Raw genomic sequence first — 20,708 nt, 5'->3', positions numbered from 1 at the left:
CGGGGCCCGATAGGCTGAACGCATGACGCGAGCCGAGCAGCCAACGGCCCCTCACCCGGACCCCGACGACGCGCTGGTCGCGGACTCCCGCGAGCGTGCCGTCCGCTCCCTGTTGCGCGAACCGCAGCTGAAACGGTTGTGGAGCGCGCAGCTGGTGAGCGGGGTCGGCGATGTCCTCGCTCTTCTCGTGCTGGTGCTCCTCGTCCTCCAGGCGGCCGTCGCGGAGGGCTCCTTCGGCGGCGGCTACCGGGGCGTGGCGTTCGCAGTGGCGACCGTTTTCGCCGTGCGGATCCTCGCGACCCTGCTCTTCGGCGCGGTCCTCCTCGGCCCGCTCACCTCGCTCACCGCCCACGAGGGCCCGCTCGACCGCCGCTGGACGATGGTCGGCGCGGACGGCGTCCGGGCCGCGCTGCTGATCATCGCCCCGCTGTGGATCGACTGGACGCCGGACGACGCGCTCGCCGTCCTCCTGGTCACCGTCTTCGTCACCGGCGTCGCCGAGCGGTTCTGGACGGTGTGCCGGGAGAGCGCCGCGCCCGCCCTGCTGCCCGCCCCGCCGCCGGAGGGCGCGGCGGTACGGCCGCTGCCGGACCACATGGACGCCCTGCGCCGCCTGTCGCTGCGTACGGGCTTCCTGGCGATCCCCGTCGCGGCGGCCGCGCTGGTCGCCGCCTCCCTGCTGGGCAACCTCCTCGGCTCGGGCGTCGACTGGTTCGCCGCCCACCAGGCGGCCCTCGGCTCCTATGTCGCGGCCGGCCTGTTCGCCGCGTCCCTGTCCGTGCTGACGTTCCTCCGGCTGCCCGCGGCTCGCACCCCGCGCGCGCGGTCGCCGCTGGAGGGGCTGCGCCGCCCGAAGACCGGCACCGGCGCCGACAAGGGCCGTACCGGCGCGATCCCGCTGCTGGTCCTCGCCTGCGCCGCCGTCGCGGGCGCGATCGCGGCGGCCGTCGCGGTGTCCGTGCTGCACGCCAAGGACCTGGGCGGCGGCCCGGTGCTGTACGGCTTGCTGGTGCTCGCGCTGACCGGCGGCGTCGCCGTCGGCATCCGTACGGCGCCGAAGGTGCTGGTGTCGCTGTCGCGGCGCCGCATGCTCGCGCTGGCCATCGCCTTCACCGGCGTCGCCCTGCTGGCCGCCGGGCTGGTCCCGGACGTCACCACGGTGCTGCTGATCGTCGCCCTCGCCGGCGTCGGCGCGGGCATGGCCGCCAACACCGGGCACGCGCTGCTCGACCAGGAGACCGAGGACTACCGGCGCCCGCGCACCACCGAGCACCTGCACGCCGTCGTCCGCGTCTTCGTGGCGCTCGGCGCGGTGATCGCGCCCCTGGTGGCGGCGCTGATCGGGCCGCACCGGCTGGAGAGCGGCAAGTTCGTCTTCGCGCACGGCGGCGCAGCGTTCACGCTGATGCTGGTCGGCGCGCTGCTGCTGCCGGTGGCCGCGCTGGTCCTCGCCAAGCTCGACGACCGCTCCGGGGTGCCGCTGCGGCACGACCTGCGCGACGCGGTGCTCGGCGGCGACGACCCCGTGCAGGCGCCCGCCCCGACCGGCTTCTTCATCGCCCTGGAGGGCGGCGACGGCGCCGGGAAGTCCACCCAGGCCGAAGCGCTCGCCGAGTGGATCCGGGCCAAGGGCCACGAGGTCGTGGTGACCCGCGAGCCGGGCGCGACCCCGGTCGGCAAGCGGCTGCGGTCCATCCTGCTCGACGTCTCCAGCGCCGGACTGTCGCACCGCGCGGAGGCGCTGCTGTACGCCGCGGACCGCGCGGAGCACGTCGACACCGTGGTGCGGCCCGCGCTGGAGCGCGGCGCGGTCGTGATCTCCGACCGGTACATCGACTCGTCGGTGGCCTACCAGGGCGCGGGCCGCGACCTGTCCCCGACGGAGGTCGCCCGGATCAACCGCTGGGCGACCAACGGGCTCGTCCCGCACCTGACCGTGCTGCTGGACGTCGCCCCGGAGACCGCCCGCGAGCGGTTCACCGAGGCGCCGGACCGGCTGGAGTCCGAGCCCGCCGAGTTCCACGCGCGCGTGCGGTCCGGGTTCCTGACCCTCGCCGCCTCCGACCCCGGGCGCTACCTGGTGGTCGACGCCGGGCAGGAGCCCGAGGCCGTCACCACCGTGATCCGCGCCCGGCTCGACCAGGTGCTGCCGCTGTCCCAGGCCGAGATCGAGGCCCGCGAGGAGGCGCGCCGCAAGGCCGAGGAGGAGGCCCGGCGCAAGGCCGAGGAAGAGGCCGCCCGCAAGGCCGAGGAGGAGCGCCTGGAGCGCGAGCGCCAGGAGCAGCTGGCCCGGCTGCGCGCCGAGGAGGAGGAGCGCAAGCGGCGCGAGCTGGAGGAGGCCCAGCGCCGCGAGGCCGAACGGCAGGCCGAGGAGGCCCGGCAGCGGGCGGAGGAAGCCCGCCGGCGCGCCGAGGAGGAGCGGCAGCGGCTGCTCGCCGAGGAGAAGGCCCGCGCGGAGGAGGAGGCCCGCCGCAAGGCGGAGGAGGAACGGCGCCGCCGCCAGGCCGAGGAGGAAGCCCGGCTGCGCGCCGAGGCCGAGGCACTGCGGCTGGAGAAGCAGCGCAAGGCGGAGGAGGCCCTGCTGCGTGCCGAGGAGGCCCGCCGGGCGGCCGAGCAGGCGGCTGCCGCCGCCCAGGCCGGCCCCAAGCCGGCCCGGCCCGAGGTCGCCCCGGCGCCCCCGTCGGAGGCGCTGACCGTGCCGACGCCGGTGGTGAAGCCGGACGCGAAGCCCGGCGCTCCCGGGGGCGCGGACGACGCGACGACGGTGCTGCGGCCGGTGCGGGACGCCGACACCGCGCGGCCGGCCGCCGAACCGCGTGACGCCGCACCGCATGACACCGCCCCGCAGGACACCGCGCGGCGTGACCCCGACTCCGAGGTGACGGCCGAGCTGCCGCAGCCGCCGGTCGTGCCGGGCGCGGCGGACGAGACGGCGGTGCTGCCGCCGGTCGTGCCGGGCGCGGCGGACGAGACGGCGGTGCTGCCGCCGGTCGTGCCGGGGGCCGCGGACGAGACGGCCGTGCTGCCGCCGGTCACCCCGGGCGCCGCCGACGAGACCGCGGTGCTGCCTCCGGTGCCGGGCGAGAGCCCGGTGGACCGGGTGCCGCCGGGCTTCTTCCGCGACGAGCGGGGCAACGCCGGAGGCGGCGCCGGGCCGGACGGCTCGGACGACCGTACGCGCGAGCTGCCGCAGATCGACGCCGACGGTGCCGCCCAGCGCCGGCCGCGGCCCGACTGGGCCGAGGAGACCCCGCTGGACGATCTGCCGACGCTGGCGGACGAGCTGCTGGGGCCGCGGGAGGACGAGTACGGCGACGAGGGGGGCCGGGGCGGCAGGGGCGGCCGGGGCCGGGGGCGCTGAGCCGCCGGGCCACGGAGGCCCCCGGGCCACGGAGGCCCCGGGCCACTGAAACCTCCTGGGGCAGCTCGGCCCGGCCTTCCCCCAGGACGGCGGGCGATGTCGCGCTCGTCGGCGTTGTCAGTGGCCGCCCCCACAATGGAAGGCGTACGGGCAGTGGGACGGAAGGGCACGGTGGCCCATGACGGTGTGGGATGACCTCGTCGGGCAGGAGCGGGTGAGCGCGCAGTTGGCGGACGCCGCCCGGGACGCCGACGCGCTGGTCACCGCCGCGGCGGCCGACGAGCCGCTGCCGGAGTCGTCGAAGATGACGCACGCGTGGCTGTTCACCGGCCCGCCGGGCGCGGGCCGCACCCAGGCGGCGCGGGCCTTCGCGGCGGCGCTCCAGTGCGTGAGCCCCGACCGCGCGCTGGGCGGCGCGCCCGGCTGCGGCTTCTGCGACGGATGCCACACGGCCCTGGTCGGCACCCACGCCGACGTCACCACCGTGGCCGCCGTCGGCACCCAGATCCTCGCGGAGGACATGCGGGACACCGTCCGCAAGTCGTTCACCTCGCCGGCGAACGGCCGCTGGCAGATCATCCTCGTCGAGGACGCCGAGCGGCTGAACGAGAAGTCGGCCAACGCGGTCCTCAAGGCCGTGGAAGAGCCCGCCCCGCGCACGGTGTGGCTGCTGTGCGCGCCGTCCATCGAGGACGTGCTGCCGACGATCCGCTCCCGCTGCCGCCATCTGAACCTGAGCACGCCGTCCGTGGACGCCGTCGCCGACATGCTGATCCGCCGGGAGGGCATCGAACCCGAGGTCGCCCACGCGGCGGCGCGGGCCACCCAGGGGCATGTCGACCGGGCCCGGCGCCTGGCCACCGACCCGGCCGCGCGGGAGCGCCGCGCCGCCGTGCTGAAGCTGCCGCTGCGCGTCGCGGACGTCGGCAGCGCGCTCAAGGCCGCCCAGGAGCTGGTGGACGCCGCCGCGGAGGACGCCAAGCAGCTCGCCGAGGAGGTCGACACCAAGGAGACCGAGGAGCTGAAGGCGGCCCTCGGCGCGGCCCAGGGCGGTCGCCTCCCGCGCGGCACCGCGGGTGTGATCAAGGACCTGGAGGACAAGCAGAAGCGCCGCCGCACCCGCACCCAGCGCGACAGCCTCGACCTCGCCCTGACCGACCTCACCGCCTTCTACCGCGACGTCCTCGCCCTCCAGCTCGGCTCGCGCATCGCCCTCGCCAACACCGACGCCGAGGACGCCCTGGAGCGGATCGCCCGCGAGAGCACCCCCGAGTCGACCCTGCGCCGCCTGGAGGCGATCGCCGCCTGCCGGGACGCCCTGGACCGCAATGTCGCCCCGCTGCTCGCGGTGGAGGCGATGACGATGGCACTGAGAGCGGGCTGAACGGCCGCACCCACCCGGCACCCACCGCACCTCCCCGGCACCCACCGCACCCACCTGGCACCCACCGCACCCACCTGGCACCCACCGCACCCACCTGGCACCCACCGCACCCACCTGGCACCCACCGCACCCACCTGGCACCCACCGCACACACCCGGCACTCGTCCGCCGGCTGTCCCTCATCCGTTGGACAACCCTCACCCATCCGTGGCGCGTCCCGCACACACCGCACCCGAACCGTCGCGCAGCGTTACGCTCGCTGAATGCACTCAAGGCGCCCCCTCCGCAGGTCCAGGTCCCGTGCCGGAGCCGTCCTCCTCGCCGCCACCGCGCTGGTCGTCTCCGCCTGCAGCACCGGACAGTCCACGAGTTCCGCCAGCCCCGCGGCGCGGGCGGCGCAGGCCGGCACGGCCGCGCTGACCGCCCTCCCGCGCGCCACGCCCGCCGCCCTGCGGCCGTACTACGAGCAGAAGCTGAGCTGGCGTGCCTGCGGCGCCCCCGGCTTCGAGTGCGCGACCCTGCGCGCGCCGCTGGACTACGCGGCCCCCGGCGAGGGCGACGTCCGCCTCGCGATCGCCCGCAAGAAGGCCACCGGCCCGGGCAAGCGCCTGGGCTCGCTGCTGGTGAACCCGGGCGGCCCGGGCGGCTCGGCGATCGGCTACCTCCAGGCGTACGCGGGCGTCGGATACCCGGCGGAGGTCCGCGCGCGCTACGACATGGTCGCCGTCGACCCGCGCGGGGTGGCCCGCAGCGAGCCCGTCGAGTGCCTGGACGGCCCGGAGATGGACACGTACACGCAGACGGACGTCACCCCCGACGACCAGCGGGAGGCGAACGGGCTGGTCGACGCGTACAAGAAGTTCGCCGAGGGGTGCGGCGCGGACGCGCCGCAGCTGCTGCGGCACGTCTCCACCGTCGAGACGGCGCGGGACATGGACATCGCGCGGCAGGTGCTGGGCGACGAGCGGCTGACGTTCGTGGGGGCGTCGTACGGCACCTTCCTCGGGGCGACGTACGCCGGGCTGTTCCCGCAGCGGGTGGGCCGGCTCGTGCTGGACGGCGCGATGGACCCGTCGCTGCCCGCGCGCCGGCTGAACCTGGACCAGACGGCAGGGTTCGAGACCGCGTTCCGGGCGTTCGCCGAGGACTGCGTACGGCGGGCCGACTGCCCGCTCGGCGGCGCCGGCACCTCGCCGGAGCGGGTCGGCAGCAACCTCAAGGCGTTCTTCGGCAAGCTGGATGCCCGGCCGATCCCCACCGGGGACGCGGACGGCCGCAGGCTCGGCGAGTCGCTGGCGACCACCGGGGTCATCGCCGCGATGTACGACGAGTCGGCGTGGCCGCAGCTGCGCGAGGCGCTGACCGCGGCGATGAAGGAGAACGACGGCGCGGGCCTGCTGGCCCTGTCCGACAGCTACTACGAGCGGGAGGCGAACGGCGACTACTCCAACCTCATGTTCGCCAACGCCGCCGTGAACTGCCTCGACCTGCCGCCCTCCTTCGGCGGCCCCGACGACGTCCGCGCGGCGCTGCCCGCGTTCGAGAAGGCGTCCCCCGTCTTCGGCGAGGGCCTCGCCTGGGCCGCCCTGAACTGCGCGTACTGGCCCGTCGCGCCCACCGGTGAGCCGCACCGCATCGAGGCGAAGGGCGCCAAGCCGATCGTCGTGGTCGGCACCACCCGCGACCCCGCCACTCCCTACCGCTGGGCCCAGGCCCTCGCCGCCCAGCTCTCCTCCGGCCGCCTCCTCACCTACGACGGCGACGGCCACACCGCCTACGGCCGCGGCAGCGACTGCGTCGACCGCGCGATCAACGCCTACCTGCTGCGCGGCACCCCGCCGAAGGACGGAAAGCGCTGCTCATAACCGGTCGCCGCCCCTCACGGCCACCGCCGCAGGGGCTGGTACGAAGCACTCCCGGAAACTGTGTAGACTTACCGACGTCGCCGATCGCACCATAGTGCGGGCGACGCGCCGCTTTAGCTCAGATGGCCAGAGCAACGCACTCGTAATGCGTAGGTCTCGGGTTCGAATCCCGAAAGCGGCTCTGAAGAACCCCAGGTCATGTACCCCTTGACCTGGGGTTTTCTCATGCCCCGGAGACGGCGCGCCGGCCCTTCCCGAGCCCGGCCCCAGCCCGTTGCCCACGCCTTTCCCCTCCGTTCTCCTCCCTTCCCCCTCCCTTCCCCCTCCCTTGTCAAAGCGGCTCGGCGTACGCCCTCGGGAATGCCTCCGTGCGCGCGGTGTGCGCCCCGTCATGTTCCCGCAGTGCGGGTTCCGGCTCCCTTGGTGATCTTGAGGGGGGCTCGGCGACTGGGACAGGCTGTCGAAGGCCACGCGAACCCGCTGTGAACAGCGAGGTACGGAATGTGGCCCGGCTTCGCGCCGTTCACCCGCACCGCATCCAGAGAGGCAGTACCACCGTGCTTCGCCGTCTGCTGATACCGGCCGCCGTCCTCGGGGCCCTCCTCCTCACCACCACGCCCGCGCTCGCCGGTGACATCGGCTGGGACAGCGCCCGGCCCGCCGTGTCGGCGGCGTGATCCGGACGCCACGCTCCCGCTTTCCGGACCCGCAGACCAGGGTCCACCGTCCGCCGCAGCGTCCACCGACCGAGGGGGAAACACGATGACCACCGCCGCGCCCTACCTGCACATATCCGCCGCCGACATGCTCCGGGCACTGGCAGGCCACTCCGAGGAGGAACTGAAGGCCTTCCGGGAGACCTGGGAGGACCTGCCCGTCGACGCGTACCTGAAGGACGGCGCCGACTACCGCCGCCGCCGCTACGGCGCCTTCCGCGGCGTGGACCGCATGGAACCCGACGGCCCGGGCGCCTTCCACCAGTCCGTCGAGGTCAACGCCCTGCACGGCGGCATCGACCGGCACTTCCCGCCGCTCGCCGAGGAGTTCGCCACGTCCGGAGTGCTGCGCACCCTCGTCGCCGCCCTCGCCGACCGGCTGCCCGGCGCGTTCGACCGCGAGAGCGGCGGCGTCGGCGTCCACCAGATCCGGATCACCGCCACCCGCGACGCCGAAGGCCTGCCCGCCCCCGAGGGCGTCCACGAGGACGGCCACCACTTCGTCGCCCAGGTCTTCATGGGCCGTACCGGCGTGCAGGGCGGCACCTCGCAGATCTACGACCGGGAGCACCGGCCGCTGCTGCGCACCACCCTCACCGAGCCGTTCGAGACGATCGTCATCGACGACCGGCGGGTCTTCCACGGCGTCGACGCCATCGAGCCGGCCGACGGCCACCGCACCGGCGTGCGCGACATGCTGCTCGTCGACTTCTTCCCGCGCAATGACGGCTGACGCGGCCGTGGGGGCGGGCGCCGGCTCCGGGGCGGGCGCCGCCGACGGCTTCCTGCGGGAGCTGGCCGAGCGGCTGCCCGGCGCCCGTGTCGACGCCCTCACCAGGTCCGCGTACACCTCGGACGCCTCCATCTACCGGGTCGTGCCGCGCGCCGTCGTCGAACCCCGCGACGCCGAGGAGGCCGCCGCCGCGGTCGCGGTCGCCGCGGCCCACGGGGTCGGCGTCACCGCGCGCGGCGGCGGCACCTCCATCGCGGGCAACGCCATCGGCCCCGGGCTGGTGCTGGACTTCTCCCGGCACATGAACCGGATCGTGGAGATCGACCCGGACGCCCGTACGGCGACCGTGCAGCCCGGCGCGGTGCTCGGCGCCGTCCGGGCCCGCGCCGCCGAGCACGGGCTGACCGTCGGCCCGGACCCCTCGACGTACTCCCGCTGCACCATCGGCGGAATGATCGGCAACCACGCCTGCGGACCGCACTCCGTGGCCTGGGGCACCACCGCCGACATCACCGAACGCCTCCATGTGCTGCGCGCGGACGGGCGGCTGCTCGACGTCGGCGCCGACACGACGGGCGACCGGGAGCTGGACGCCCGGCTGACGGAGCTGCGGGACGGCCACCTCGCCGCGATCCGCACCGAGCTGGGCCGGTTCAGCCGTCAGGTCTCCGGGTACGGGCTGCACCGGCTGCTGCCCGAGCGGGGCTTCCACGCGGCCCGCTCCCTGGTCGGCTCCGAGGGCACCTGCGGCATCGTCGTCGGCGCCACCATCGGCCTGGTGCCGGTGCCCGCCGCCCGGGTCCTGCTCGTCCTCGGCTTCCCCGACGTCTACGACGCCGCCTCCGCCGCCCCGGCACTGGCCCGGGCGGGCGCGCTGACCGTCGAGGGCATGGACGCCGCCCTGGTCGACGCGCTGCGCTCGCGGCCCGGCCGCGCCCAGGGCGTCGACCTGCTGCCGCCGGGCGGGGCCTGGCTGTACTGCGAGATCGAGGGCGCCGACCCGGCCGACGCCGAGGCCCGCGCCCGCCGCGTCGGGCGGGACAGCGGCGCCCGCTGGGAGGTGTTCACCGACGCCGCCCGCACCGACGCCCTGTGGAGCATCCGCCGCAACGGCGCCGGCATCGCCACCCGCATGGCCGACGGGCGTGAGGCCTGGCCCGGCTGGGAGGACTCCGCGGTGCCCGCCGAGAACCTCGCCGGCTATCTCAAGGACCTGCACGCCCTGATGGCGGAGCGGCGGCGGCAGGGCACCATCACCGGGCACTTCGGCGAGGGCTGTCTGCATCTGCGCGTCGACTGGGACCTCACCACCGACGCCGGCATCGCCGACTACCGCGCCTTCATCGAGACCGCCGCCGACATCGCCGTCTCCCATGGCGGCTGCGCCTCCGGGGAGCACGGCGACGGACGGGCCCGCTCCGAACTGCTCACCCGCACCTACTCGCCCGAACTCCTCGGCGCGTTCCGCGAGTTCAAGCGGATCTGGGACCCCGAGGGGCTGCTCAACCCGGGCATCCTGGTCGACCCCGCTCCGCTGGACGCCGCCGTGCGCCCCGGGCCCGGGCACGACCGGCACGCCCTGCCGATGCTCACCCTCTCCGCCGACCGGGGCTCCATGGCGGGCGCCGTACGCCGCTGCATCGGCGTCGGCAGCTGCCGCAACGCCACCGGCGCGATGTGCCCGTCCTTCCAGGCCACCGGCGACGAGGTGCACTCCACGCGCGGCCGGGCCCGGGTGCTGGGCGAGATGCTGCGCGGCGAGACCCTGCCGGACGCCTGGCGCTCGGACGAGGTCCGCGAGGCGCTCGACCTGTGCCTGTCGTGCAAGGCCTGCAAGAGCGAGTGCCCGGTCAACGTCGACATGGCCGCGTACAAGGCGGAGTTCCTGCACCGGCACTACAAGGGGCGGCTGCGGCCGCGGGCGCACTACGTCCTCGGCTGGCTGCCGCTGCTCGGCCGGCTCGCCTCACTGGCCCCGGGCGCGGTCAACGCGCTCGCGTCCCGGCCGGGTGTCGCCCGGCGGCTGTCCCGGCTCGCCGGTCTGGAGACCCGGCGGGACCTGCTGGGCGTGGCGCCCCGCACGTTCCGGCAGTGGTTCCGCGCGAGGAAGGCACGCGCGGGAGCACCGGGGACGGGACCCGGCGTACTGCGGACGGCTCCGGGCGAGGGGCTTACGGCACTGGGCGAGGGGCGTACGGCTCCAGGCGGACGGCTGACGGCTTCCGGCGAGCGGCGGACGGCTTCCGGCGCGCGGCGCGAGACCGTCGTGCTGTGGCCGGACACCTTCTCCAACTTCCTCGACCCGTCCGGCGCGCGCGACACCGTCGAGGTGCTGGAAGCCCTCGGCTACGACGTCGTCCTGCCCGACGGGCCGGTCTGCTGCGGCCTGACCTGGTACTCCACCGGTCAACTGGGCGTCGCCCGGGCCGTGCTCGGCCGCTCCCTGAAGTCCCTGGAAGCGCACCTGGCGGCCGGGCGGACCGTCGTCGGCGTCGAACCGTCCTGCACACAGGCGCTGCGCGAGGAGTCCGTCGAGCTGCTGCCCGACTCGCCGGCCGCGCGCCGGCTGGCCCGGCAGACCACCACACTCGCCGAACTCGTCGCCCGCCACGAGGGCGAGTGGCCCTTCGGCACGCTCGACTCCCCGGCCGTGCTCCAGCCGCACTGCCACACCGAGGCCGGACCCGGCCACGGCGCGGAGCTTCAGGTGCTGAAGCGGCTCGGCGTCGACACCGACGTCGTCACCGCGGGCTGCTGCGGTCTGGCCGGCAACTTCGGCTACGAGCCAGGGCACTGGGAGGTCTCCCAGTCCTCGGCGGAGCGCGAGCTGTACCCGAAGGTGCGGGCCGCGGACTCCGGCACCGCGATCGTCGCCGACGGCTTCTCCTGCCGTACGCAGATCTCCCAGGGAACCGAGCGGCGGGCCACGCATCTGGCCACGCTGCTGCGCCGGGCACTGACCACCGGACGCGAGACACCGGCAGAGCGAGAGAACGGGTAACGCATGCGCATCGTGAGGTACCAGGAGGCGGACGGCGGGGAGGTCTCGTACGGCGTCCTCGGCGCCGACGGGCTGGTCGTCCCGCTGGAGGGCGACCCCTACGGGGAGCGCCGCCCGGCGTCCGGCCGGTTCGCCCGCCCGCTGGACGAGGTGCGGCTGCTGGCGCCCGTCGAGCCCTCCAAGGTGGTCGCCGTCGGCCGCAACTTCGCCGCGCACGCCGCCGAACTGGGCAACCAGGTGCCGGAACGGCCACTGATCTTCCTGAAGCCGTCCACCAGTGTGATCGGGCCCGGCGCGGAGATCGTCTTCCCCGGGTACAGCGACGAGCTGCACCACGAGGCGGAGCTGGCGGCCGTCATCGGGGTCCGCTGCCGCGATCTGCGGCCCGAGGACGTGCCCGGCGTGCTCCTCGGCTACACCTGCGCCAACGACGTCACCGCGCGCGACCTGCAGAAGCCGGACGGGCAGTGGTGGCGGGCCAAGGGCTCGGACACCTTCTGCCCGCTCGGCCCCTGGGTGGAGACCGAGCTGGACCCGGCCGCCCTGCGGGTCACCGCCACCGTCAACGGCGACGTGCGGCAGGACGGTTCCACCGCGCAGATGGTCCGGCCGGTGAACGAGCTGATCGCCCACATCAGCGCGGCGATGACCCTGCTGCCCGGGGACGTGATCCTCACCGGGACCCCGGCGGGCGTCTCCCGGATGCACCCCGGCGACACGGTGACGGTCGCGGTCGAGGGCGTGGGCGAGCTGACCAACGTCGTGGTGCGGGCGGACATATGACCGTCGTGCTCGGGGTCTTCCTCGTCCTCGCCCTCGCCTCCGTCATCCGCACCACCGCCGGGTTCGGCTTCTCGCTGGTCGCGGTGCCGCCGCTGACGCTGCTGCTCGATCCGGTGACCGCGGTCGTCGTCGCCGCGATCATGGCCGCGCCGCTGAGTCTGTGGATCGCTGTCAAGGACTGGCGGCACGTGGACCGGCGGATCACCGCGGTCGCGCTCGGCGCGGGGCTGGTGGGGGTGCCGTTCGGGGTGTGGCTGCTGCACGCGCTGCCCGCGCGGGCGCTGTCGGTGGTCATCGCCGCCGTGGTGCTGCTGTGCACGGTGATGGTGTGGCGCCGGGTCACCGTGCGCGGCGGGCTGCGCTCGGTCGCCTGGATCAGCGCGTTCTCCGGTGCCTCCTTCGCCTCCACCGGTATCGACGGCCCGCCCATGGTGGCCGCGATGCAGGGCCTGCGACTGCCGCCGCGGGTCCAGCGGGCCACCCTCGGGGTCGTCTTCTCCGGCACGAGCCTGGCGTCGCTGGCCGGCTTCGGGATCAGCGGGCAGCTCACCGCCGAGGTCGGCTGGGCGCTGCTGGCCGGGGTGCCGGCCCTGTTCATCGGCATCTTCGCCGGTGAACGCATCTTCGCCCGCTTCGACGCGGAGCGCTTCCGCCAGGCGGTGCTGGGCCTGCTGGTGGTCAGTTCGGTGTCGGTGCTGGCCGGGGTGGTCGCGGGCTAGAACGAGCCGCCGTTCCCTCCGCGGCCCCCAGCACCGACGGCCCCGGCAGTCCCTTGGCCCATGGCCTCCATGACCCCCATGGTCTCAGTGACCCCCATGGTCTCCATGACCCCCATGGTCTCCATGGCCCCCATGGCCCCCATGGCCCCGCCACGGCACCCCATGCCCTCACGGGCCCTCACCCCCACCCCCCATGAAGCCCCCACCCCCCATGAAGCCCCCACCCCCCACGAACCCCCCTGCCCCACAGAAAGGACCCCGCATGCGCCTCGCCGCACGCGCTCACTCCGTCTCCGGGTCCAAGACATCCGGTACCCGCAACAAGGCCGAGGCCCTGCGCGCGCAGGGCATCGAGGTCGTCAACTTCGCCGCGGGGGAGCTGGATCTCGCCCCGCCCGCCGAAGTGCTCCAAGCCCTGCACGCCGCCGCCGACGCCGGCACCCACCGCTACACCGACACCGCCGGACTGCCCGCCCTGCGCGCGGCACTCGCGGAGCGGATCTCCCGGCTGTCGCGGGTGCCGTACGAGGCGGGTGAGGTGATCGTCACCACCGGCGCCAAGCACGGACTGCACCTCGCCGCGCTCGCCCTGCTCGACCCGGGCGACGAGGCGCTGGTGCCGAACCCGGGGTGGGGCACGTTCGCCGCGCAGATCCGGATCGCGGGCGGCGAACCCGTGCCGGTGGAGACCTCGGACACCGGCTTCGTCCCGGACGTGGACCGGCTGGAGGCCCTGCGCACACCGCGCACCCGGATGCTCGTCCTCAACACCCCGAACAACCCGACCGGCGCCGTCTGCCCGCCCGAGCGGCTGGCCCGCATCGCGGCCTGGGCGGTCGCCCACCGGGTGTGGATCGTCTTCGACGAGTGCTACGGCGAACTGGTGCTGCCCGGCGTCACCCACGCCCACCCGGCGGCCCTGGTACCGGAGGCGCGGGAACTCACCGTCGGCATCGGCTCGTTCTCCAAGAGCTTCGCCGTCACCGGCTGGCGGGCCGGCCATGTGCACGGCCCCCGCCCGCTGATCGACGTGCTGAAGAACCTGCAGAGCCACACCGCGTCGAACGTCACGAGCGTCGTCCAGCACGCCCTGCTGCCCGCCGCCCGCGGCGAACTCGACGACTTCACCGCGCGGGCCCGCGAGATCCTCGCCCGCCGCCACGCCTCCGTCGCGAAGGCGCTGGCGGACATCGACCACATCCGGCCCGCCGCCACCCCCGAGGGCGCCTTCTACTACTTCCTCGACGTCCGCGACGTGATCGGCCGCAAGATCGGCGGGGTGCCCGTCCCGGACACCGACACCCTCACCGGCGTCCTCATGGAGCAGGCCCGGATCGCCGTGACCCCGGGCACCGCCTTCGGCGCCGAGGGGTTCGTGCGGCTGTCGTACGCGATCGCCGAGGACCGTATCGCCGAAGGGCTGGCGTCGCTGCGGGAGGTGATGAGCGGTGTCGAGTGAACCCCTCGGGACGCTCCCGCCCCTCGTGCTGTACTTCGGCGCCGTCCAGCGCCCCGAGTTCTACGCCGGGCTGCTCGACGACGGCGTCGCGCTCGGCGTGCTGCGGGACTCCGACAGCGTCCACACGCTGGAGCCGGAGGAGTTCACGCTGATCGAGCGGATGCGGTTCGCCGACGGCGCCGACGCGGTCGTCGAGCGCATCCGGGAGATCGGCCGGCGCCGGCGGATCGAGGCGGTCCTGAACGTCGACGAGACGCTGGTGCCGCTGTGGGCGGAGGTCTGCGCGCGGCTCGGGCTGCCCGCGATGAGCGGCGAGGCCGCGGCGGCCGTACGCAGCAAGAGCGAGATGCGGCGGCGGTTCGCCCGGCACATCGGCGAGCACGCCTCCGCCCGTTCCGCGGTCGTCACCGACGAGGAACAGCTCCTGGCCTTCGCCGCCGGGACCGGTTACCCGGTGATCCTCAAGCCCGGCAACCTGTGGGGCAGTTACTTCGTCTCACGCTGCGACGACCGGGCCGAGCTGATCGCCGCGTACCGCCGGCTGGCCGCCACGCTCCCCGAGTTCAGCGCCGGGCAGCGCATCACCGACACCCCGGCGGAGATCCTGGTCGAGGAGTTCCTGACCGGCACCAACCACTCCGTGGAGTGCCTGGTCCTGGAGGACCGGGTGTGGACCACCCCGGTCGTCGACGTCGTCACCGGCACCGACCTCGGCGGCACCGACTTCCACCACTTCGCCCGGGTCACCGCCACCCGGCTCAGCCCCGCCGAACGCGATCGCATGCGGGCCCTGGCCGCCGACGCCGTCCGCGCCCTCGGCATCCGGCGCGGACTCGCCCACGTCGAGTTCGTGCACGGACCGACGGGGCCGCGGCTGATCGAGGTGGCCGGCCGTCCCGGCGCCAACCGGGCACCCCTGCTGCGCGAGGCCTACGGCATCAACCTGATCGCCGGGTACCGGGACGTCCTGCGCGGTGTGGAGCCCTCGGTCGAGCCGGTGCGCGACGGCGCCGCCGCGGTCGTCACCCCGTACCCGGAGCACGCCGGGACGCTCGTCGAGTACGCCGGTCTCGACCGCGTCCGCGCCCTGCCGTCCACCGCCCAGATCGACGTCTACAAGCACCCCGGCGACCTGGTCCAGCCCCGCCACGAGGGTGCCGGATCGCCGCTGCGGATCGAGCTGCGCGCCGACTCCCCGGAGCGGCTGCTCGCCGACCTCGACCGGCTGCGCGAACTGAGCGAGGACCTGTTCGTCGTACGGGCTCCGGAGGCCGTGGGATGAGCGGGCCGCGGCATGTCGTCTTCCTGGAGAGCAACCTCACCGGCAGCGGCTACGAGGCGATCGCCGCCGCCCGCCGGGCCGGCCACCGGGTCACCTTCCTGACCCGGGAGCTGCCGACGTACCTGGCGCCCGGCCACGAACGCCTCGACCTCTCCCTCGTCGACGAGGTCGTCACCTGCGAGACCAACGACCCGGACGCCGTCGCCGCCGCCGTGCGGGCCCTGGCCGTCCCGGCGGACGCGGTCGTCGCCGTCGGCGAGTGGCACATGATCAGCGGCGCCGTCGCCTCCCGCGCCCTCGGTCTGCCCGGGCCCGACCCGGACGGGGTGCGCGCGGCCCGCGACAAGTCCGCCACCCGGCGGCTGTGCGCGGCGGCGGGCGTGCCGGTGCCGGGCTTCGCCCGCGTGGAGACACCCGAGGAGGTGCACGGGCTCGCCCTGGTCTGGCCGTGCGTGGTCAAGCCCCTCGACGACGGCGGCAGCAACGGCGTACGCCTGTGCCGGGACGCCGACGAGGCCGCCGACCACGTACGGCTGCTGCTGAAGGACACCCACAACGAGCGCGGCCAGCGCAAGATCCCGGCGGCGCTCGTGGAGGAGTACGTCGACGGGCCCGAGGTCAGCGTCGAGGTGCTGGTGCGCGGCGACGAGGTGTCCGTGCTCGCCGTCACCGCCAAGGAGCTGGGGGAGCTGCCGTACTTCTGCGAGACGGGCCACCACGTGCCCGCCGCCCTCGGCTCCGGCCTGGACGAGCGGTGCGCCGACGTGGCCGTGCGGTCGCTGCGCGCCGTCGGGTTCGACTTCGGCGCCGCCCACGTCGAGCTGCGGCTGGCCGCCGACGGCCCCCGGCTGATCGAGATCAACTGCCGTCCGGCGGGCGACCGCATCACCCGGCTCGTCGCGCTGAGCACGGGTGTGGACATCCCCGCCGAACTCGTCGCCCTCCACCTGGACCCCGCGCGTCCGCTGCCCGCGCCCGGCAGCCGACAGGCCGCCGCCATCGCGTTCCTGCCGGCGGCTGAGGGCACGGTGACCGCCGTGTCCGGCGCCGACGCGGCGGCCCGGCTGCCCGGGGTGGTGGACGTCGGCCTGTACGTCGAGCCCGGCACCCGGGTCGCCGCGCTGCCCAACAACACCGCCCGCCACGGGCACGTCGTCGCCGTCGCCCCGAGCGGCGCGCAGGCGCTGCGGCGGGCCCGGGCCGCGGCGGACGCCATCACCGTGACCACGTCAACCGTCTGACCGACCCCCACCGTTCATTCGCCAGTTTCGTCAGCTCGCCGGCTCGCCAGTTTCGTGAGGAGCACCGCCATGCTCAAGCCCTTCTCCCACCCGTCCTTCCGGTCGGTCCTCGCCGCCCGCCGTGCCGCCGGGAGCGCGGTACGGGTCGTCGGCGCGCACGACGCGCTCGGCGGCCGGCTCGCCGAGGCCGCCGGCTTCGACGCCGTCTGGTCGTCCAGCCTGGAGGTGTCCGCCGCCCGCTGCCTGCCCGACGCCAGCGTGCTGACCATGACCGAGTACCTGGAGGCCGCGGCCAACATCCAGAAGTCGCTCGGCATCCCGGTCGTCGCCGACGTCGACACCGGCTACGGCAACAACCTCAACGTGGCCCACATGGTCCACGAGTACGAGGCGGCGGGCATCACCGCCGTGGCGATGGAGGACAAGCAGTTCCCCAAGATGAACAGCTTCATCGCCACCGACCACACCCTGCTGCCCACCGAGACGTTCGCCGCCAAGCTGCGCGTCGCCAAGCAGGCCCAGCGCACCGGGGACTTCTTCGTCATCGCCCGCACCGAGGCGCTGATCGACGGACTCGGCGTCGACGTCGCCCTGGAGCGCTGCCACGCGTACGTCGACGCGGGCGCCGACGGCGTGCTCGTGCACTCCAAGAAGCCCACCAACGAGCAGGTGCTGGCGTTCCTCGCCGAGTGGGGCGACCGGGCGCCCGTGGTGGTCGTCCCGACGACCTACCCGGACTGGCACATCGACGACGTCGTCAAGGCCGGGGTGTCCACGGTGATCTACGCCAACCAGGGGCTGCGCGCCACCATCAGCGCCCTGCGCGAGACCTACGCGTCGATCCTGGACCGGGGCGCCACCACCGACCTGGAGGAGCGCATCGCCTCGGTGAAGGACATCTTCGCGCTCCAGGACCAGGCCGCGTGGCAGGAGCTGGAATCGGCATGACGGCCGCGCGCGGCCCGTCCGCGCGGCGGGCGACCGGCGAACGGCGGCCACTGCCACCGGTGTTCCGGCTGCTGTTCGCCGGCACCCTGCTCAACCGGCTGGGCATCCTCGTCCCCGCCTTCCTCTCCCTGTTCCTGGCCGCCGAGACCGGTCTGTCCACGGGCGCCATCGGCGTCCTGGTCGGACTCTGGGGCGCCGGGTCGGTCGCGGGGGCGCTGCTCGGCGGGGCGCTGGCCGACCGGGTCGGGCCGCGGGCGGCGGTGCTGTTCTCGCAGGCGGTGTCCCTGGCCGCGTCCGTCTGTCTGGTGTGCACCCAGCGGGCGGGGGTGCTGGCCGGGGTCGTGCTGCTGTCCGGCTGCGCGTCGACGCTGCACAAGCCGGCCGGGGCGGTGGTGGTGTCCCGGGAGCTGCCCGAGACCGCCCATGTGCGGGCGTTCGGGCTGCTCTACTGGGCGTCGAACATCGGTGCCGCGGTGTCACCCGCGGTCTCCGGGGTGCTGCTGGAGTGGGACCCGGTCTGGCTGATCGTCCTCAACATGGTCACGGCCGTCTGCTACGGCGCGGTCGCGCTGCGGCTGCCGGGGGCGGACGGGCACGGCGGCAAGGAGGCCCGGTCCCCGGGACGCGGGCTGCTCGCGCCGTTCCGCTCCGGCCCGGTCGCCCGCTTCCTGGTCCTGTCGTTCTGCCTCGCGCTGATCTACCTCCAGAAGCAGTCGACGCTGCCGCTGGACATGGCCGCGCACGGGCTGGCGCCGCACGTCTACGGCCTGGTCGCCTCCCTCAACGGCCTGCTGATCATCGTGCTCCAGCCGTTCGTCTCCCGGGCGGCCGAACGGCTGGGCATGGACACCCAGTTCGTGTTCGCCGGGCTGCTGGTCGCCGTCGGCTTCGGCGCCAACGCGATCGCCGGGAGCGCGTGGTCGTACGCCACCGCCCTCACCGTGTGGACCCTCGGCGAGATCCTGCTGGTGCCGCAGGCGTCCGCGTTCCTGGTCCGGCACGCGCCCGAGGGCCGCGCGGGCTCCTACCAGGGCGCCTACCAGTTCGTGTGGAACCTGGGGCTGGTGCTGGGCGCCCCGCTGGGCATGTCGGTGCGCGAGGCGTGGGGCGGGGACACGCTGTGGGCGGGGTGCCTGGCGCTGGGGGCCGGGGTGGTGACGGTGTACGCGGGGTACGCGGTGCGGGACGGGGCGCGCCGCCCCGCGCCTCGGGACGGCGCCCGTGGGCGGGGTCGGTCGGAGGGGCCGGAGCAGTCGGAGGGGCCGGAGCAGTCGGAGGGACTGAGACGGTCGGAGGGACTGAGACGGTCGGACGGGCCGGGTCAGTCGGACGCCGAGACGGAGGACAGCGCGGACAGCCGCGGGACCTGAACCGGCTCCGTGAACGCCCCGTTGGCCTCCTCGCTCTGCGCGGCCTCCTCCAGGACCCCCGACTTGGCGATCAGATACCCCAGTTGCGCGCGGCTGCGGCTGCCGAACCGGGCCGACAGCCGGGCGATGTACTCCTGGCAGCGCCGCACGCTGATCCCCAGCTGCTGCGCGGTCACCGCGTCCTTGTCCCCGGCCACCACGTGCCGCAGGATCGCCAGCTCCAGTTCGTCGGTGATCCGGGCGGTGACCTTGTCCCGCCCCGGCGGGGTGAAGGGGACGGCCCGGATCCAGGACCTCTCGAAGGAGCCCACGAGGAAGGAGACCACCGCCGGGATACGGACCTCCACCGCCACCGTGCGGTCGGCCGTCGACGGGATGAAGGCGACCTTGCGGTCGAAGATGATCAGCCGGTCGAAGTTCTCGTCCAGCGTGCGCACTTCGGCCCCGTGCTCCTCCACGGTGCGCACATAGGCCCGGGTGGCGGCGCTGGTGCGCGCGTTGTGCTGGTAGATCGTCTTCATCCGGGCGCCGCGGGCGAGCATCGCGAGGGTGGGCGGCAGGGAGGAGGCGAGCACCTCCGCGGAGCGCGGGCCGCCCGGCTGCGAGGTGAGGATCTCCTCGTGGCACTCGCGGGCGGCCAGCTCGATCGCCTCGTTGATCCGGGCCAGTCCCGAGTGGACCTCGTAGTCGCCCAGGTCCCGGTAGTGCCGGTACGCCTCCACCGCCGGGGCCAGCGTCTCCTGGGTGCGCACCAGCCGGTCGAGCGCCTCCTGCGCCTCGCCGAGGATCGCGCGGGCCCGCCGGCCGCAGACGAGACCGGGGTTCACGGGCAGGTAGGTGACACGGTTCGGGCGGCTGCCACCGCCGTTGCCCTCGTCCCCGTTGCCATCGTTGTCGCTGCTGCTGCTGCTGCTGCCGTCGTCGCTGCTGCCGTCGTCGTCGCGGTAGAGCAGCCCGTACGCCACCAGCCGCCGCAGTGTCTCGGGCGGCGCGTCGTCGGCGGGTCCCGGGAGGCGGGGGAGCAGGGAGGCGTACACCTGGATGTCCTCCGGCCGTATCGGCTCGTCCTCGCCCGGGTCGCTGTGCGCTTCTGTCCCGTCCATCACTCTCCCCCCACCGGACGCTCCTCGCTCGCAGCTCACCATCTTCGAAACCTAACCACCGAACCGCGCCATCACACGTGAACGGGCTTGTGACGACTGTCTCGCCCGGGCTCAGCGGAGATCGAGGCGCATCAGCACCCGGGGATGCCCGGCCAGGACCGAGGTGGTGTCGGCGGCGTGGGTGAAGCCGGCGCGTTCGAAGTTCCTGCGGAGGCCGGGGTAGGCCATGGTCAGGTCGACGCGGGCGTCGCCGTTGTCGAGGGGGTACGCCTCGACGGCCGGGGCACCGTGCGCGCGGGCGAAGTCGACGGCACCGGCGATGAGCGCGTGGGAGATGCCCTGCTTGCGGTGGCCGGGGCGGACGCGGATGCACCACAGCGACCACACCGGCAGGTCGTCGACGTGCGGGATCTTGCGGTTGCGGGCGAAGGAGGTCTCCGCGCGGGGAGCGACGGCGGCCCAGCCGACCGGCTCGTCACCGTCGTAGGCGAGGACCCCGGGCGGGAGCTCGGCGCGGCACAACTCGGCGACGTACTCGCCACGGGCCGGCCCGCGCAGCTCGTTGTTGAGCTTGGAGGGGATCCGGTAGCTCAGACACCAGCAGACGTTCGCGGTGGGCGACTTGGGGCCGATCACCGCGCGAACGTCCTCGAAGACGGTCGCGGGGCGCACTTCGATGGGCATGGCACCACGATGGCACGGGGGCGCGCGGGGCGCCCGGCACCGGATGCGCCGCGGGCCCC

General features: G+C 74.6%; 14 protein-coding genes and 1 tRNA gene. 13 read left to right on the top strand and 2 right to left on the bottom strand.

Translation table 11 applies throughout. The features are described from left to right. The first annotated feature begins 22 nt into the window (after window positions 1-22). The 13 genes from tmk to ACIG0D_RS29995 all read left to right on the top strand — a co-directional run bounded on the left by tmk (window position 23) and on the right by ACIG0D_RS29995 (window position 18,862). Window positions 23-3,361, top strand: a complete 3,339-nt coding sequence (gene tmk, locus ACIG0D_RS30055) for a dTMP kinase (RefSeq protein ID WP_399807018.1) — start codon at window positions 23-25, stop codon at window positions 3,359-3,361. A 178-nt stretch (window positions 3,362-3,539) separates the two neighbouring features. Beyond that, window positions 3,540-4,745, top strand: coding sequence for a DNA polymerase III subunit delta' (locus tag ACIG0D_RS30050; protein WP_399807015.1), 1,206 nt, complete (start codon window positions 3,540-3,542; stop codon window positions 4,743-4,745). Window positions 4,746-5,008: 263 nt separating this feature from the next. Further along, entirely contained in the window at window positions 5,009-6,610 is a 1,602-nt protein-coding gene (locus ACIG0D_RS30045) for an alpha/beta hydrolase (protein ID WP_399807012.1), read from the top strand. 107 nt (window positions 6,611-6,717) lie between these two features. Further along, window positions 6,718-6,791 (top strand) — tRNA-Thr (locus ACIG0D_RS30040). A gap of 581 nt (window positions 6,792-7,372) precedes the next feature. After that, window positions 7,373-8,059 carry a 2OG-Fe dioxygenase family protein gene (locus ACIG0D_RS30035; RefSeq protein WP_399807009.1) on the top strand — a complete coding sequence of 229 codons (687 nt, stop codon included), beginning with the start codon at window positions 7,373-7,375 and terminating at the stop codon, window positions 8,057-8,059. Next, complete coding sequence (locus ACIG0D_RS30030; protein ID WP_399807007.1) at window positions 8,049-11,060, top strand: FAD-binding and (Fe-S)-binding domain-containing protein; 3,012 nt, start codon at window positions 8,049-8,051, stop codon at window positions 11,058-11,060. The genes ACIG0D_RS30035 and ACIG0D_RS30030 overlap by 11 nt, the downstream gene beginning before the upstream one ends. A 3-nt stretch (window positions 11,061-11,063) precedes the next feature. After that, complete coding sequence (locus ACIG0D_RS30025) at window positions 11,064-11,843, top strand: fumarylacetoacetate hydrolase family protein (RefSeq protein ID WP_399807003.1); 780 nt, start codon at window positions 11,064-11,066, stop codon at window positions 11,841-11,843. Next, the gene (locus tag ACIG0D_RS30020; RefSeq protein ID WP_365761269.1) at window positions 11,840-12,562 is read left to right on the top strand and encodes a sulfite exporter TauE/SafE family protein; all 723 of its coding nucleotides are present in this window, start codon (window positions 11,840-11,842) and stop codon (window positions 12,560-12,562) included. The genes ACIG0D_RS30025 and ACIG0D_RS30020 overlap by 4 nt, the downstream gene beginning before the upstream one ends. 262 nt (window positions 12,563-12,824) lie before the next feature. Further along, entirely contained in the window at window positions 12,825-14,021 is a 1,197-nt protein-coding gene (locus tag ACIG0D_RS30015; RefSeq protein ID WP_365761271.1) for an aminotransferase class I/II-fold pyridoxal phosphate-dependent enzyme, read from the top strand. Continuing rightward, the gene (locus ACIG0D_RS30010; RefSeq protein WP_399807000.1) at window positions 14,011-15,303 is read left to right on the top strand and encodes an ATP-grasp domain-containing protein; all 1,293 of its coding nucleotides are present in this window, start codon (window positions 14,011-14,013) and stop codon (window positions 15,301-15,303) included. Before ACIG0D_RS30015 ends, ACIG0D_RS30010 begins: the two co-directional genes overlap by 11 nt. Next, window positions 15,300-16,544, top strand: a complete 1,245-nt coding sequence (locus tag ACIG0D_RS30005) for an ATP-grasp domain-containing protein (RefSeq protein ID WP_399806997.1) — start codon at window positions 15,300-15,302, stop codon at window positions 16,542-16,544. Before ACIG0D_RS30010 ends, ACIG0D_RS30005 begins: the two co-directional genes overlap by 4 nt. Before the next feature lie 69 nt (window positions 16,545-16,613). Continuing rightward, the gene (locus ACIG0D_RS30000) at window positions 16,614-17,492 is read left to right on the top strand and encodes an isocitrate lyase/phosphoenolpyruvate mutase family protein (protein WP_399806994.1); all 879 of its coding nucleotides are present in this window, start codon (window positions 16,614-16,616) and stop codon (window positions 17,490-17,492) included. Further along, complete coding sequence (locus ACIG0D_RS29995; RefSeq protein ID WP_399806991.1) at window positions 17,489-18,862, top strand: MFS transporter; 1,374 nt, start codon at window positions 17,489-17,491, stop codon at window positions 18,860-18,862. The genes ACIG0D_RS30000 and ACIG0D_RS29995 overlap by 4 nt, the downstream gene beginning before the upstream one ends. Here the strand turns inward: ACIG0D_RS29995 and ACIG0D_RS29990 are convergent. Together ACIG0D_RS29990 and ACIG0D_RS29985 are read right to left on the bottom strand one after the other, a co-directional pair. Then, window positions 18,814-19,965, bottom strand: a complete 1,152-nt coding sequence (locus ACIG0D_RS29990; RefSeq protein WP_399806989.1) for a LuxR family transcriptional regulator — start codon at window positions 19,963-19,965, stop codon at window positions 18,814-18,816. The genes ACIG0D_RS29995 and ACIG0D_RS29990 overlap by 49 nt on opposite strands. A gap of 111 nt (window positions 19,966-20,076) precedes the next feature. Then, window positions 20,077-20,649: a GNAT family N-acetyltransferase gene (locus tag ACIG0D_RS29985; RefSeq protein ID WP_399806986.1), complete on the bottom strand. Its 573-nt coding sequence runs from the start codon at window positions 20,647-20,649 to the stop codon at window positions 20,077-20,079. Window positions 20,650-20,708 lie beyond the last annotated feature (59 nt).

It is taken from the genome of Streptomyces sp. NPDC052773, from assembly GCF_044547145.1.
Taxonomy (GTDB): domain Bacteria; phylum Actinomycetota; class Actinomycetes; order Streptomycetales; family Streptomycetaceae; genus Streptomyces.
The sequence above is the reverse complement of the archived record's forward strand: the minus strand, read 5'-3'. Positions and strand labels throughout refer to the sequence as shown.

Coding starts and splice junctions, on each gene's coding strand:
- tmk (WP_399807018.1), top strand. CDS start 23: ATGACGCGAGCCGAGCAGCCAACGGCCCCTCACCCGGACCCCGACGAC.
- ACIG0D_RS30050 (WP_399807015.1), top strand. CDS start 3,540: ATGACGGTGTGGGATGACCTCGTCGGGCAGGAGCGGGTGAGCGCGCAG.
- ACIG0D_RS30045 (WP_399807012.1), top strand. CDS start 5,009: ATGCACTCAAGGCGCCCCCTCCGCAGGTCCAGGTCCCGTGCCGGAGCC.
- ACIG0D_RS30035 (WP_399807009.1), top strand. CDS start 7,373: ATGACCACCGCCGCGCCCTACCTGCACATATCCGCCGCCGACATGCTC.
- ACIG0D_RS30030 (WP_399807007.1), top strand. CDS start 8,049: ATGACGGCTGACGCGGCCGTGGGGGCGGGCGCCGGCTCCGGGGCGGGC.
- ACIG0D_RS30025 (WP_399807003.1), top strand. CDS start 11,064: ATGCGCATCGTGAGGTACCAGGAGGCGGACGGCGGGGAGGTCTCGTAC.
- ACIG0D_RS30020 (WP_365761269.1), top strand. CDS start 11,840: ATGACCGTCGTGCTCGGGGTCTTCCTCGTCCTCGCCCTCGCCTCCGTC.
- ACIG0D_RS30015 (WP_365761271.1), top strand. CDS start 12,825: ATGCGCCTCGCCGCACGCGCTCACTCCGTCTCCGGGTCCAAGACATCC.
- ACIG0D_RS30005 (WP_399806997.1), top strand. CDS start 15,300: ATGAGCGGGCCGCGGCATGTCGTCTTCCTGGAGAGCAACCTCACCGGC.
- ACIG0D_RS30000 (WP_399806994.1), top strand. CDS start 16,614: ATGCTCAAGCCCTTCTCCCACCCGTCCTTCCGGTCGGTCCTCGCCGCC.
- ACIG0D_RS29995 (WP_399806991.1), top strand. CDS start 17,489: ATGACGGCCGCGCGCGGCCCGTCCGCGCGGCGGGCGACCGGCGAACGG.
- ACIG0D_RS29990 (WP_399806989.1), bottom strand. CDS start 19,965: ATGGACGGGACAGAAGCGCACAGCGACCCGGGCGAGGACGAGCCGATA.
- ACIG0D_RS29985 (WP_399806986.1), bottom strand. CDS start 20,649: ATGCCCATCGAAGTGCGCCCCGCGACCGTCTTCGAGGACGTTCGCGCG.